The organism is Acidisphaera sp. L21, assembly GCF_009765685.1.
Classification (GTDB): domain Bacteria; phylum Pseudomonadota; class Alphaproteobacteria; order Acetobacterales; family Acetobacteraceae; genus LMUY01.
Map to the genome: position 1 here is coordinate 1 of NZ_LMUY01000026.1, position 14,475 is coordinate 14,475.

Sequence of the window (14,475 nt, forward strand, 5' to 3'; positions counted from 1 at the left end):
CTCGACACCCATGTTCCAAGAGCGATTGTCGGAACTGCCGTCCTTTCCATCCTCGCCATTCGCCTCGTTGTGCTTCTCATTATAGGTGACGATGTCGTTCGCGGTGAACCCATCATGCGCAGTTATGAAGTTCACGCATGCCCAGGGGCGGCGGCCCTGGTGGTTGAACATCGCCGATGATGCGCATAGGCGTTCGACCAACGCGGTCGCAGCCGCTTCACCCTTCCAGAAGTCGCGAACCGTATCACGGAACTTGTCGTTCCACTCTGCCCAACCCGGCGGGAACTGCCCCACCTGATAGCCACCGGGACCGCAATCCCATGGCTCGGCAATGAGTTTGATCGAATTGAGGAGCGGATCCTGCCCGCAAGCCTTCAGGAACCCGCTCTGCTCGTCAAAACCAGACGGCTCCCGCGCCAGTATTGTGCCGAGGTCGAAGCGAAAGCCATCCACATGTGTTTCCGACACCCAGTAGCGCAGGCTATCCGTCACCATCTGGATGACGCGAGGGTGACTTAGGTTGACGGTATTACCCGTGCCGGTGTCGTTGATGTAGAAGCGCGGCTTATCCGGCAGCAGCCTGTAATAGCTGGCGTTGTCGATGCCCTTGAAGCTGAGGGTTGGGCCAAGCTCGTTGCCCTCGGCGGTGTGGTTGTAGACGACGTCCAGAATGACTTCGAGCCCACCGTCATGGAGCGCTGACACCATCTCCTTGAACTCGCGCAGCGTCTGCTCCGGTTCGTAAGCGTAGCGCGGCGTCGGCGCGAAGAAGCCGATTGTGTTGTAACCCCAGTAGTTCGCCAGGCCCTTTTCGAGCAACTGGCTGTCCTGGACGAAGCTATGGATCGGCAGTAGTTCGACCGAGGTCACGCCAAGCGACTTGATGTAGTCGACCACGGCTTTTTGCCCCAGGCCGAGATAAGTGCCGCGCAGATGCTCTGGCACGGCCGGATGCTTTTTGGTGAATCCTTTGACGTGCGTCTCATAGAGGATGGTGTGGTCCCAAGGCACCGGATTGCGATTGGGTTCGCCCTTCCAGTCGAAGCCCGGATCGACAACGACGCATTTCGGCATGAATGGGGCACTGTCTCGCTCGTCGAACGTCGTGTCGTCGCCACTCTCCATCTGGTAGCCGAAGATCGCCGGGTTCCACTCCAACTCACCGGTGTGGGCCCGCGCATATGGGTCCAACAGCAGCTTGTTGGGGTTGAAGCGGTGGCCCTTCTCAGGTTCGTACGGACCGTGAACCCGGTAGCCATAAACTTGGCCCGGTCCGATACCGCCAACCCAGCCATGGAAGAACTGGTCGGTATATTCCGGCAACTCGATGCGTTCCAACTCGGTTTTGCCGTCCGCGTCGAACAGGCAAAGCTCGACTTTGGTCGCATTTGCGGAAAACAGAGAGAAGTTGACGCCGTCGCCATCCGACGTCGCCCCGCGGGGATGCGGCAGGCCTTCGCGCAGGCGGGGTGTAATATCTGGCATAGTGGGCTCCGGAGCAAAGTGTGAGGCCGTGTCGCAAGGATGGTAAGCAGCGCATTGGCTGCTGGTGCAAACTTTCGCGGGGCTTCAAGCCCCGCTGCGCAGTTCGAACGTGGTCCCACGACCGAAGTTTGGGTTGGGAGAACCCGCTACTCGGGTGTTGCTCAGCAGGCACAGGGGAGATCGGATCTCCAACCCTGTTTCACGAGCGATTAACGTCAACGTCGCTGCAGGGGGGCCTCGGCTCCATTTGCCAAATCGCAACGTCCACATCGCAAAGCCGTGGGCGCCGAGCCGCAGTGCCTCGTTGTAGAGCCTAGGCGATCAGTCCGGAATCTCATCGGTAACGACCTCGAACTTGGCTAGGAAGGCCGCGCCGTAGATTGTTGAAATCGCCACATCCGCGGCGTCCCGGCCATACGCCATCAAAAGGCGGCCGATCCGCGGGATATTGTTCCTGGGATCGAACGCATACCAATGCCCACCATTTGGGCCGTCCAGATAAACTTCGAGATAGCCCAGGAAGTCCATCGGCGCATTTGGCTTCGGCACTCCTATGTCGCCGAGATACCCGGCACAATAGCGCGCTGGAATGTTCATGCATCGGCAGAAGGCCACTGCCAGATGAGTGAAGTCTCGGCAAACCCCTCTTTTCTCGTTATAGGCATCAAGGGCGGTCTTGTCCGGCCGAGCGTATGCATAGCCAAACTCGATATGGTTGTGCACGAATTCGCAAATGGCCTGCACACGCTTCCAGCCCGGCGTAACCCCGCCAAACAAACCCCAAGCGATGTTGGAGAGGCGATCGGTCTCGCAAAACCGACTGCCGAGCAAAAAGGTGAGCGCCTCAGGCGGTAACTCGTCAACGGGAAACTGACTGGCCGTTGGCTCCACGATGTCCGCCCGGCCCGACACGAGGATTTCGAAGTCCGCTGACATGACCAGGTGGCCCGCCGGGGCAAGGATCTGGTGACACTGATTGCCAAAGATGTCCGTATAAGGCTTGGCCGCGATCGGTGGGTCGAAGGTGATCGTCTGGGACGTCAGAAGGTCGGCGTTGTGCTTCGAGTGCAGGCTTAACGCCAACGTCATCGGCACTGGTTGTGGGCAGTCATAGGCGATGGTGAAGCCTGCTCGAATACGCATCATGAACTCCGTAGGCTTCAGCCGTGAGTGGCTGCCCCCGCAGCAAATGCATTTTGCTGCGGAAACACACGTCACTAGCAGAAAAAGCACCGGTCTGCTCGTCGTGATTGCCGATTAAGGCACGAAACGTGACGTAAACGTGAAGGTTCCAGCAATAATAATCTATAATCGTGACTGCCTTGGAATCCGTGGAACAAAGACATTGGGCACGCGTTCGATCACCGTCCGGCGGATCCCACCGTGGCGCAACGGAGGTCCCGGCCATTCAAAACCACCATGCTGGCGCGCTGGATTCATCGCAGCTTGATGTCGCCCGGGCAGGCGCTGGCTTCGGCGCAATATGGCTTCACCGCCTCATGGCCTCCAGCCGGATGCTGAGGGGGCTAACCTTGGGGATTATGTCGCGGCTCGAACTCGCCATCCTCAGCGGCCATAAAGATGCTGGGGTGCTCGATGCCATCAAGATGACGAGGCGCGGCCGCGAGTCTTTGCTGAGCGGAAATGAGGCCTACACCCTGTTTTCCATAGCGCGTGCGCAGTCCGCCATGCCGGGCGCCATGGCAGAGGTTGGCGTCTATCAAGGCTGCTCGGCCAAGATCATCAGCATTGCGAGCCGCAATACCGACCTACGCCTCTTTGATACGTTCGAGGGGCTGCCGGAGCCGGGTAGCTCGGAAAAGGCCAGGCTGCGGACAGGCCTGTATGCAGCGGCGCTCCCCTCGGTCCGTGCGTTCCTGGCAGATCGGCATAATGTCAGCTTCTACCCGGGGTTCTTCCCGCAATCGACGCAAGACTGCCCCGAGGCGACATATTCCTTTGTTCACCTCGACGTCGACCTGCAGTCGAGCACACAGGCCTGTCTCGATTACTTCTACCCGCGCATGCTTCCTGGCGGGATCATCTTGTCGCATGACTACTCATATCTGCACGGGGTCAAGGCGGCGTTCGTTGAGTTCCTAGTGGCGCGACCGGAGCGCGTGATCGAACTGGCGACCTCGCAGGCAATGCTCGTGAAGAGCTGAGAGCCGCCAAGGCAGTCCAGGACAGCGTCAGTTGCTTTAAGATGAGTTGCTCAGGCTCGTCCCAGGAGAGCTCCAGCATGTCCGACACACAGGGTCCATCGTCCTCAACGCCCATTTTGCCAGCCCACATCCAAGACCCGATCCAGGCCATAGCTACGCTGTATGCCGAACACCGGCGTGAAGCCGGGTCGCTGCAGCAGCTGGTGGAGCATTCCACTGCATACAACGCAACGCCGAAAAGGGGAACTCGCCTGGACCATGCATATTCAGTCCCCATGCAGGGAGTAGACCAAGTCGATGAGGACCTAAGGCTGAGTTCGACCAATGGCGCCATTCAGAAGGTATCGCACGGCATCCTTGTAAATTGGCCAAAATAGACGCGTGCATGCTGGCCCTGGTTCCAGCTTCATCGGCGATGGTATCGCCGGTTGCGGTTGCTCAAAAGCGTTCGCGCCAAATAGCCCGCGCCGGCCGCGACCACTAGGCAGGCATGCGGCGCAGTTCGGGCGGCTATCGCCACTTGCTCCAACTGCAGCTCCACGGCCCCGGCCGCATCGATCAAGACGGGGAGAGCCCGCTGGTTGACAAATCGATGGATCGCCGAAGGTGGCTTCAGCAAGTAAGCCAGGCTTACCATGGGTATGACATTCCGAGTTCAACACGAGAACGAACCCGCAGTGGCTCCGCGAGTTTCCGTTGAGTTGCATCGCTGGGAATTTCACATGAGCCGTAAACCGACCTTCACGCCGTATGCCGGTCCATCTGGCGGCTGGGGATCGGCGCGCTCGCTTGGCAACATCTTGCGTCGGGAAGGCGTGCTGGCCAGTGGCGCCTTGACGCTGAGCCGGCAGAACAAAGTTGACGGCTTTCAATGCGTCAGCTGCGCGTGGCCGAAGCCGGAGAGTCCGCTGCCATTCGAGTTCTGCGAAAATGGAGCCAAGGCAACAGCGTGGGAAATCACGACTCATCGATGCACCCCAGCCTTTTTCGCGCAGCATACTGTGACAGACATGCTCGATTGGGACGATTATCATCTGGAACAAGCCGGCCGACTGACCCATCCAATGCGCTACGACGCAGCGACGGATAAATACCTGCCAGTTTCCTGGGAAAGCGCATTCGCCGAGATCGGCGCAGAGATGCAGGCGATCGAAGACAAGAAGAGTGTGGTGTTCTACAGTTCGGGCCGGTCGTCCAACGAGGCTAGTTACCTTTATGCCCTGTTTGCCCGGCTCTACGGTAACAACAACCTGCCCGACAGTTCCAACATGTGCCACGAAACCACGTCCGTGGCCCTTCCCGAAAGCATCGGGGTGCCGGTGGGCACAGTCACCCTGGACGATTTCGCTGAAACCGACTGCATCCTGTTCTTCGGACAAAACCCTGGCAGCAACAGCCCGCGTATGTTGCATCCGCTGGAAGAGGCGAGCAAACGCGGTGTTCCGATCATCACCTATAACCCATTGCGGGAGCGTGGGTTGGAGCGTTTCACGAACCCGCAATCCCCCCTGGAAATGCTGAGCGGGAAGCAAACCCGCATCAGTTTGCAGTACAATCAGGTCAGGGCAGGCGGTGACCTCGCCGCCTTGACGGGGATCTGCAAGGCAGTCGTCGCAATGGACGATGCGTCGGGCGGCCAGGTGCTGGACCACGCCTTCATCCGGCTGCACACGCATGGTTTTGCCGAACTCATCACCTGGTTACGGGCACAAGACTGGGTGGAACTTGAGCGACATTCTGGATTGACCCGGCAAGCGTTGGAAGCGACGGCAACTACATACGCCCAGGCGAAGGCTGCCATGGGCATCTATGGGATGGGACTGACGCAACACAGAGCCGGCGTCGAAACAGTCCAGATGCTTGTCAATCTACTGCTCCTACGCGGTAATATTGGACGGCCCGGCGCTGGTATCTCACCGGTGCGTGGGCATTCTAACGTGCAGGGCCAGCGGACTGTCGGGATTACCGAAAAGCCGGAACTGATCCCGATGGACAAGCTGGCGCAGCAATACCGTTTCGAGCCACCGCGGGACGCGGGGTACAATACCGTCGAGGCGTGCGAAGCAATTTTGGAGGACAAGGTTCGCGCCTTTATCATGCTCGGCGGAAATTTCGTCCGTGCCATTCCGGATCGTGACCGGATGGAACCAGCGTGGCGGCGGATCCGGCTGACGGTGAATGTGGCAACCAAGCTGAACCGCAGCCATTTAGTACACGGTGAAATCAGCTACATTCTGCCGGTCAAAGGCCGCATTGAAGTCGACCAGCAAGCGACAGGGCCGCAAGCGACCTCGATGGAGGATAGTAGCGCCTGCATCCATGGCTCGCGCGGGGTTCGGGCGCCGGCGTCCAAGCATCTGATCAGCGAGATCGACTTCATCACGCGTTTGGCCAGTGTAGCGCTAAAGCCGAATCCCAATGTGCCTTGGAAAGCCTGGAATGACGACTATCGACTGATCCGCCAATCCATTGCGGAAACCTACCCCGAGATCTTCCGCGATTACGAGACCCGAATGTGGGAACCCGGCGGCTTCCATCGCGATCTGCCGGCGCGCAGGCGAGTATGGAAGACCACGTCTGGCAAGGCCAATTTCATCATGCCAAAGGCGCTGGAGGAGGACATAGATGCGCCGGAGACAGATCCAGGTGTGTTGCGACTGATGACCCTGCGAAGCAACGACCAATTCAACACCACTGTCTACGGCTACAGCGACCGGTTCCGCGGGATCGAAGGTACGCGAATGGTGCTGTTCATGAACCAGGGCGATATCGACCGGCTTGGTTTTGTTGAGGGCGAGATCATCGGACTTGAGACCGTGGCCGGCGATGGGTTCAAGCGGCAAGTGAATGGCCTCCGTTTGACGCCCTACGACATCCCCGCCGGTTGCCTGGGAGCGTATTATCCAGAGGCGAACGCATTACTGCCGCTGGGACATTATGCCGAGGGCAGCAAGACGCCAGCGGCCAAGTCCATCCCAGTGCGAGTTCGACACTTGGCCAATGCCGGCCAACTCGCGCTAGAGACCGTGGCACGGGAAACTGGCCGAACCCATGTTGGCCCGGTGCTTGGGGTCGTGAGCTAGACCCGTCATCGAAGAAGCATTTAATATCCCGCGCTGTGGTGGGACGCGATACCAAGCGGATGACCCGATGTGACGGCAGGATCCCGAACGGTCTAGGGAGGTCGAATGCGCGACCTTTCCCAAATTTGTGATCCGGACAGGAGCTTTAGTTATAAAGTCACGTCCGCAAGAGTAGTCATCGCGCATGGACGAAGCCGGTCTTAGTTTCGCGAGTAATTTCGCGGAGCTAGTCAACCAATTCAGCGCCAAGAGCGCCTAGGTCAAGTGGTTCGGGCTTCAGAAACTCGCGCGGCTTGAAGCGCGACATCGGATTGGCGCAGCGCAATAGTCGACAGCGAACGACGAAGTGAGCAAGCGACCGCCGGATCGTCGGCGGTCGCTTGCAGAAGAACAGTGCGGCCTCGAAGACTGTTCTGTCGAACTACTTGGACGCGGCGCTCGTGGCGCCAGGCTGGGCGGTGGACATACCCGTGGTACCCGTCATCGCCGTTGTAGGAGCGGCTGAGGGTGCCATGCCCGCGCCACCTGTAGTGCTAGTCGTGGAAAGCTGGCCTGTAGACGGTGCGCTAGGCACGCCTTGACTCCCGCCCGTCGTCGTTGACGTTCCCTGGGACGTCGCATTTGCTGTGGGCGTCGTCTGGGCGGACGATGGTGCTATCGACGAAGTGGCCAGAATGCCAATGGTAGCGATAATCAACAATGTACGCATAATTTATTTACTCCCTCATCACGCCGTGCATCGAGCGTGCTGTTGATGACCCCAACGATCTGTCGAGCGTTGGGTTCATGATGTTTCAACAATTACCGTAAAGTTGCTCCACCGGATTGAATGGCGCTGACCTGAAGCCGGTGCGGCCGCGTCTAGCCCTTCAGACCATACGGGACTTCGCCTCCATTCTCCTCAAGCTTCTACATCACAGTCTTATGAAGCGCGGTGTTCGCTTCGGCGGAGTCATCCGCCCCAGTGTGAACACTGAACAGCAGACCACATGCGGTATAGGTCTCGTGTGGGCAATGCCCTAGATCCACCAAGTGTCCGTTCATCGGCCGGAAACTCGCGGCCGGTGGCAACTGCCGTCAATATCCTCGTTTGAACAATGTAAACCTTTAGTGGGTAAACAGTTTAACTGTTCGGCAGGTAAGAGCCTGCGGCAAGACCGATGCAAATGGGGGCTGCGCTGTTCAAGTCGGTTGACGACGATGCTTGATGGTATCGCGCGCCTTTATCATAGCGTCGAGCTCCTGTGTATTTCCCCATGGACCATGGAGGTGCTTGCGATTGCGCTTGGAGGTGCTTCAGTCCTATTCGCCTTTCTGTGGCTGTCCGGGCGGAGGCGGCTGTTAGCGGCAGCACATGCGCTTGTCACCACCGACGGGGCACGGCGCCTGTTGCTAGAGAGTATAGAGGCGACACCCTCTAATTTCGCGGTCTTTTCGGCCGCTGGCGAGCTACTCGCCTGCAATACGAGTTACCGGGAGCTGCATAAGCACGCGTTCGAAAAGCTGAACTCGCCCGTGCAGTATGCCGATCTCATGCGTGAGGCTGTATCCAGGACGTTTCCTGCCGAAGCGGTGGAGGATGAGGTTGAGAGGCGCGTCAACCGACACTTCAAGGATGACAGTGCATCGTTCGAGCGGCTCTACCCGGATGGTCAATGGATGAGCGTTACCAAGCGTCGTCTAGTTGGCGGGGAGGTTGCCGGGTTTGCGCAAGACATCACCGATCTAAAGCAGCGAGAGCTTGCAATCGCCACGATGATAGAAGAGCTTAAACAAGGAACGGGCGATCTATCGACCTCCCTGTCATCGGCTGGTGCCGAGCTTGAGACTGCGGCGCTCACGATGGCAGCGGCCACTCTCGAAGCCGATCAGCAAGCGGCCACGGTGACATCTGCCGCCCACATGGCAAGCAATAGCGTTCGTATGATTGCGGAAGCCGCGCACGACCTTGCCGAATCTGTCCGGGCGGTGAATGAGCAGATGGGTCGTTCGATGAGTAGCACCGCCCGGGTCGCCGACGTGGCATTACGGGCCGATCACGTCGTCGAAGTTCTGGCGGACGGTGCCGAAAACATAGGGATGATCGTTGATGCGATCGGGAACGTCGCGGCCCGGACCAAGCTTTTGGCGCTGAATGCGTCTATCGAGGCAGCCCACGCCGGGGAAGCCGGATGCGGTTTCGCGATCGTCGCGGCCGAGATACGAGACTTAGCCCAGCAGACGGCCCGCGCGACCAGTGACATCAAGGCGCAGATCAGTGGGATTAGATCGGCGATTCAGGAAACAGTAACGGCTATCCGCGACATCGGCGCAATCGTGGATGATTTGCAGAGGGGGGCCGTCGATGTCCCTGCCGCGATCGCCCGGCAAGAATTCGTAACAGCCGAAATCGCCCGGACTGTCGATCTGACCTCCACGAGTACCGATGTGGTCGGAAGATACATCGTCAATGTGAGCAATGCGGCCGATGAGACGCGGGGAGCGGCCGCAGAGGTTTTATCCTCGGTCAATCACCTTGCAACGCAGGCCGAGGTTCTCGCGTCTCGCGTGACAAATTTCTTGAAGGGCGTTCGATCGGCCGAGGGCTAAGGGAACCGGAGCGGGTGACGCCAGGTGCTGGCTCGGGGCATGGGCTATACCCGTGTCCGCGAGACACTGATGATCGCACCAACTGCAGCAAACACCATCCCGACCCATAAGCAGGTTATTGCGCCCGATCCGCCTTGCACGCCGAAGATCAGCGCGACCATGGCGGAGCCCATGGACCACCCAACGGTACGCGCCACCGCCTGCATACCACTCGCAGCACCCGTGCGCTCAGGCGGACCGGCCGTCATCAGGGTGAGGTTATTGGGCGTTTGATAGAAGCCGAAGCCGATGCCGCAGATCCCCATCCGCCAGGCAATGTTCCAGTCCGCAGGGTGGGCGGGCATGGTGGCCAACAGGAACAGGCCGATTGCCAGTAGGGTCATGCCGATACTGCCCAGGATTGCGGCGGGATAGCGTGCCGACAATCGCCCGGCAACCGGGGCAGCAAAGGCCACCAGCAGTGGCCATGGTGTGACCAGCAGGCCAGTGGCAACCGTCGTTCGGTGCATAACCGTCTCGAACAGGAATGGTAGCGACAGATACGCTAAGATTTGGGCAGCGTACGAGCAGATCGATGTGCAGACCGACAGCGCAAATAGTGGGATCCGAAGCAGATCAAGCGGCAGCATCGGCGCCGGCCGGCGGAATTGCTGCCACACCAGCAGAGCGCCGCACAGCAACCCGGCGGCCAGTTCACCGATCGCCACATTGATGCCGGTGCCGCCCAGGCCGTCTACTCCGGTCACTATTAGGCCGAGCGCGGCCGCGCTCAACACCGCACCAATCGGATCGAGGGGGCGGGGTCGCCGAGGGCTTGCAGGTGTTTTGACCAGGAACAGCGGCACGGCAATCAAGCCAAGCGGCACGTTCACCAGGAACAGCCAGGGCCAGGGTGCGACGGCCAGGATGAGCGCGGCTATGGTTGGGCCGAGGGCAGCGGAGATCGCCACCGCCAGCGCGATAAGGGCAAAGCCTTGGCCCAGCATCTTGCGGGGATAGATGCCGCGGACCAATGCCCCGCCAAGGGCTGCCATGCAAGCGCCGCCGATACCCTGCAGCGCGCGCGCCGCCACCAGCATGTCCAGGCTTGACGACAAAGCGCAGCCAAGCGAGGCAACCGTGAACAGCGTTAGTCCGAACCCGTAGATCCGCTTGAGGCCCATCGATTCGCCCAAGGCGGCCGCGGGCAGCAATAGAACCGTGACAGCAAGATTGTAGCTATTGACGACCCAGATCGTCGCTGCATCCGTGGCGACCAGTGCATGCGCAATGGTCGGCAGGGCGATGTTGGCGATAGCGGCGTCGAGCCCAGTCAGCACGATGCCGAGCAACGCGCATCCCATGACCCAACGTCGTTGCGCTGGAGGCAGGCCGTCGCTCCCCGCCGCAACCGTCTTCAGGCCGTTCATTGCAATCGCTTCCAGTCGGTTTCGCGTCGGTTTTGAGATAAGACGTAGTTCAAGGCGCTACCGTGTTGAGAATGACGTCCGGTGCCGGAAACAACCTGGCCACTGTCCCAAAGCAGATCGTGCCCGGCGAGCAACTCCGCCTGCGATCCAGCGACGGTGATGCGGTCTGCCGTGCGCCCGTAAGCTTTTCATCGACGGGCAGGCAGCGCCAAGAGAGCCGCGGTTGCCTCGTGTCGAGCCCTTCTGGTTCGATCATCTGTTCGGCCATAAGGATGAGCGGTCGCACGGATGCGACCGCGGAGTCGGTGGAAGACAATTAGGCGCGGTAAGTGCGAGGCTGGTAACGGCCCCGCCGGCGAAAAGCTGTCGCCGGGTTACGCGGGGCATCCTAAGACAGAGCAGCTGTTGCATCGGCCCGCAATATCGCCGGCCAAGTTAACCGCAGCCGCGCCAAGTCCGCACTTGACGGGCTGGGTCGCCGCGGCCCGGTGACGGCGGCGTGGGGGGTGCCGGCGATCCGTAGACCGAGTTGGCGTAGGCGCAGACAGAGATCCGCCACAGCCATATCGCAGCCATAGCGTGGGTCGATGCCGCCCATTTCTGCCATCAGAGAGTAGCGCGTGGCGACAGCGTAGAAAGGGAGCACCAGGGTTTCGTGCTGCACGAGCGCATCCGGCGTGATGCCGGCAAGCCCGGTGCCATCCTCCCCCGCCAGCGTCATCAGCGCGCGTAGCCAACCCGGCCCCTGTGGTTGCATGCCGGGAGCAAGCAGCACCAGGTATTCGGTGCGGGCGAGCCGCCAAGCGGTGTCTAGTCCGGCGGTGTAGCTGATGGCCTGCAGGCAGTCGGCGGGCCAGTCGGTGAAGGTCAGGTCCAGTGCAGGATTTTGATGCAGCACTGTGACCGGCGGCGGATTGGGGAAGCGGCGTCGCAACTCGGCTGTGCCATGCGTGCGCCCGGGCACCGCATCGCAGCCGGGTCGCAGCCGGGGCAGTATCGGCAATAACTCGGCCAGTACCGGGATGCCGGGCGTTTTCGGCCAATCGACATCGATACTGCCGATCTCCAGCCCGGCCAGCAGGGCGTGCAGCAGAAGGCGGTAGGGGGGGGCCTGCAACAGACCCTCCAGCAGCGGCATCGCCCGGCCACGCACGGCAAGCGGGCCGCCAACGTAATCCTCCGCGAGCAGTCGTGTCGGGTCGAACGCCGGGCGGCCGGCATACACGACGTCCAGATCTGGCCGCTCGACCGACAATGCAGCAGGAACCTTCATCCCATACCATGCCGCCTCATCGTAGGGAGTTGTGTGCGCGCTCATTCGGCGAGCACGTCCTGTAGTAGCGCCTGGATTCGTGCCCCGACCGCTGCCGGCGACAAGGTTGTCGCGACGCGGGCCCGCGCGGCCTCACCGACCGCTGCAAGCGCGCCCTGCGACAGGGCCGCCACTTCGCGCAGGGTAAGGGCGAGCGCGGCTTCGTCTATGTGCGCCCACTCGGTCCCAACGGCGTAGGGCCCGAGGTCATGATCCAACTGCCAGGTCGTGTAGCTCACCGGAAAGCCGCAACTCGCGTCCAACAGGTCCGTCGTGCCACCGAAATCTGTCGCAATCACTGGCTTGCCGCAGCCCATCGCCTCCGCGACCGTCAGGCCAAATCCCTCGGACGCGTGGGGAGAGGCGTAGACATCGGCAAGATCCAGCAGGGCTGCCGCCTCATCGGCCGGTGCTGCGCGGTCCACGAGCAGTGTGCCCGGCGTGGCCTTCACCAGGGCACGCAGGGAGGCAGCGGGCGCCAGGTGCTTCGTCTTCAGGATCAGCGCCCAGCCGTCGGCAGCAAGCCCAGCCCGACCGAAGGCTCGCACCAGCGCATGCGGGTTCTTGCGCTCTAGGAAACTGGACGCGTCGAAACTGAACAGCACCGTGCGCGTGCCCGGGGAGAGGCCGAGTTCGGCCCGCAATGCGGCAATGCGTGCCGGGTCTCCTTGGGCGGGCCGAACGGGCACGACGTAAGGAAGCACGTGCACTGGTGCTTCCGACACCTGGCGGAAGGCGTTTGCGCAATAGCGGCTTGGCACCCAGACGGCGTCAAGCTGTCGCGTCCTCTTGGCAAACTCTGGCGGCAGCATGCCGGATTCCCAGACGAATAGCCCCACCCGGTGCCGGGCCGCCGCGACCAGTGCCGCTTGTCCTGGGCTCAGCAGGGATTCCCAGGCTTCGGCATTGAGGTGCACCAAGGCCACGTCCGGCCGTCGTCCTACCGGGGTCGTAGCCAGTGCCGGTGCGATACGGGCGTGAACATGGAATGGACGCTCGATGGGCAGACTAATCGTTGAAAGCCCGGTTTGTGCCAGTGCGCGCATATATCCGCGCGAGGCGACGCCTAGCCCGTTGCCGTAGTTGAATGGGCCAATGAAGGCCAAAAACGGCTGCACTTGTGGCGTAGTCAGAGCGCTAGGCGAGGGGCTTGGCGGTTCGGCGAGAGGCCGGTTGTAGCCCTTCGCGGCGAGCGCCTGCTCCCACTCTGGCTGAGACGCGATGACGGCGCGCTTCAGGAACGGGAAGCCTTCGTCCAGCAATTCCTGCCAATCAGTCATCGTGCGGTTGTCGTCCTCGCGCCCATCTGCACTTGGAAACAGCACCTCGGTCGTGAGCCCCGCCATCCGGAGAGTGGCTGCGAAGGTCACTTCATAGGCGTTGATCACGTCGTCCTTCAAAGGAAGGCACTGGACGCTTGCGACGAAGCGCGTGAAGGCGGCTGCGCGAAGAGCCGCCGGTGAGAAGGCCAAGAAGTAGCTCTGGATATGGTCGCCACGTGATCGGCTGCCGGTCAATCCCACCATGGCGGCAGTGCTCGTCCGGACGCGGCTGAGCACCGAGTGGAAAGCGTTGGCATCGACCGGCCCGAGCACGCTGTCGTTTAGCCAGAACAGGAGCCGAGCACCGAAGAAGTGTGGGTTAAGCTGTAGAACATGACTCCACGCCGCGAAATCCCACCCGGTGTTTTGACGCACATACAGCCCGTCCAGCAGCGGAGCGAGCCAGGGCTCCGGCGTAAAGGGGTGGTCGGTGGCGACCACCAGGGTTGTGAAGACCCCCTCCGCCGACAACGCTGCTAGGTAAGGCCTAACATGCGCACCGAGGTGACCATCCGGGCAGTGGGTCACGAACAGCGCCACCTCCTGTCCGCCGCGCGGCGCGGCAAACTCGGCGATGTCGGCGATACTCGCCGGTAGCGCGGCGGGTGAGGGCGGTGCGGGCGAGCGGCCCTCTCGTCGGCCATGCGCGAGGTAATGCGCAAGCGGGTTCGTGCCATGCTCCCGCACGTCGCTATAATGGTCCAGATAGTAGCCCGTGGAGAAGGCCGGCGAAGGATTGTAACGCAGAGCTGCCCCGGTGCTCACGTAATGCAGCAGCGGGTTCTGATCGGACGGCAGCGCATAGGTGCGACTGTACCAAGCCGGGTCAAAAAAGGGGTTCGGGGCCAGGCCAGCCTTACAGCCGTAGTCCAGCCAATGCAGCAGCGGATCTGTGCTGCCGAGACCGGGCAACTTGGCAGCGTACCATTCCGTGTCGAGGAATGGGCGTACGATCTGCACCTTGGGGTCATCGCGCAGGCGAATGGCTTGCCGGTGGAAGCGTAGTCGAGTTCGCCACCACGACAGGCGGCGCAAGGCAGCGAAAGCAAAACGCGCGAGCAAAGGGTAGCGGCCGGCCAGAATACTCATGCGGTCGTGCCGGGATGCCGT

8 protein-coding genes are annotated in these 14,475 nt (G+C 61.1%); 3 read left to right on the forward strand and 5 right to left on the reverse strand.

Annotated elements, in window-relative coordinates; translation table 11 throughout:
• Both glgX and GSQ76_RS06670 read right to left on the reverse strand, forming a co-directional pair.
• Positions 1 to 1,485 (reverse strand): glycogen debranching protein GlgX (gene glgX, locus GSQ76_RS06665; protein WP_158743136.1); only part of this gene is annotated, 1,485 nt, incomplete at its 3' end.
• 321 nt (positions 1,486 to 1,806) lie between these two features.
• Positions 1,807 to 2,631 carry a transglutaminase family protein gene (locus tag GSQ76_RS06670; RefSeq protein WP_335904885.1) on the reverse strand — a complete coding sequence of 275 codons (825 nt, stop codon included), beginning with the start codon at positions 2,629 to 2,631 and terminating at the stop codon, positions 1,807 to 1,809.
• Between the two features lie 395 nt (positions 2,632 to 3,026).
• Here GSQ76_RS06670 and GSQ76_RS06675 point away from each other — a divergent pair, with 395 nt between their 5' ends.
• The 3 genes from GSQ76_RS06675 (at position 3,027) to GSQ76_RS06685 (ending at position 9,322) form a co-directional block, all read left to right on the forward strand.
• Positions 3,027 to 3,650 (forward strand): TylF/MycF/NovP-related O-methyltransferase, encoded by a 624-nt coding sequence (locus GSQ76_RS06675; protein ID WP_158743137.1) that lies wholly within the window; start codon positions 3,027 to 3,029, stop codon positions 3,648 to 3,650.
• Between the two features lie 722 nt (positions 3,651 to 4,372).
• Positions 4,373 to 6,733, forward strand: coding sequence for an FdhF/YdeP family oxidoreductase (locus GSQ76_RS06680; RefSeq protein ID WP_158743138.1), 2,361 nt, complete (start codon positions 4,373 to 4,375; stop codon positions 6,731 to 6,733).
• A 1,200-nt stretch (positions 6,734 to 7,933) separates the two neighbouring features.
• The gene (locus tag GSQ76_RS06685; RefSeq protein ID WP_158743139.1) at positions 7,934 to 9,322 is read left to right on the forward strand and encodes a methyl-accepting chemotaxis protein; all 1,389 of its coding nucleotides are present in this window, start codon (positions 7,934 to 7,936) and stop codon (positions 9,320 to 9,322) included.
• Between the two features lie 44 nt (positions 9,323 to 9,366).
• Here GSQ76_RS06685 and GSQ76_RS06690 read toward each other — a convergent pair whose 3' ends face one another.
• From GSQ76_RS06690 to GSQ76_RS06700, 3 genes are all read right to left on the reverse strand, one after another.
• Positions 9,367 to 10,731, reverse strand: a complete 1,365-nt coding sequence (locus GSQ76_RS06690; RefSeq protein WP_158743140.1) for an MFS transporter — start codon at positions 10,729 to 10,731, stop codon at positions 9,367 to 9,369.
• 388 nt (positions 10,732 to 11,119) lie between these two features.
• Positions 11,120 to 12,049: a glycosyltransferase family 2 protein gene (locus GSQ76_RS06695; protein WP_158743141.1), complete on the reverse strand. Its 930-nt coding sequence runs from the start codon at positions 12,047 to 12,049 to the stop codon at positions 11,120 to 11,122.
• Complete coding sequence (locus GSQ76_RS06700) at positions 12,046 to 14,454, reverse strand: glycosyltransferase (RefSeq protein ID WP_158743142.1); 2,409 nt, start codon at positions 14,452 to 14,454, stop codon at positions 12,046 to 12,048. The genes GSQ76_RS06695 and GSQ76_RS06700 overlap by 4 nt, the downstream gene beginning before the upstream one ends.
• Positions 14,455 to 14,475: the final 21 nt, after the last annotated feature.

Bases quoted from the DNA above. Each gene is read 5' to 3' on its own strand.
- GSQ76_RS06670 (WP_335904885.1), bottom strand. From the start codon at position 2,631: ATGATGCGTATTCGAGCAGGCTTCACCATCGCCTATGACTGCCCACAA.
- GSQ76_RS06675 (WP_158743137.1), top strand. From the start codon at position 3,027: ATGTCGCGGCTCGAACTCGCCATCCTCAGCGGCCATAAAGATGCTGGG.
- GSQ76_RS06680 (WP_158743138.1), top strand. From the start codon at position 4,373: ATGAGCCGTAAACCGACCTTCACGCCGTATGCCGGTCCATCTGGCGGC.
- GSQ76_RS06685 (WP_158743139.1), top strand. From the start codon at position 7,934: ATGCTTGATGGTATCGCGCGCCTTTATCATAGCGTCGAGCTCCTGTGT.
- GSQ76_RS06690 (WP_158743140.1), bottom strand. From the start codon at position 10,731: ATGAACGGCCTGAAGACGGTTGCGGCGGGGAGCGACGGCCTGCCTCCA.
- GSQ76_RS06695 (WP_158743141.1), bottom strand. From the start codon at position 12,049: ATGAGCGCGCACACAACTCCCTACGATGAGGCGGCATGGTATGGGATG.
- GSQ76_RS06700 (WP_158743142.1), bottom strand. From the start codon at position 14,454: ATGAGTATTCTGGCCGGCCGCTACCCTTTGCTCGCGCGTTTTGCTTTC.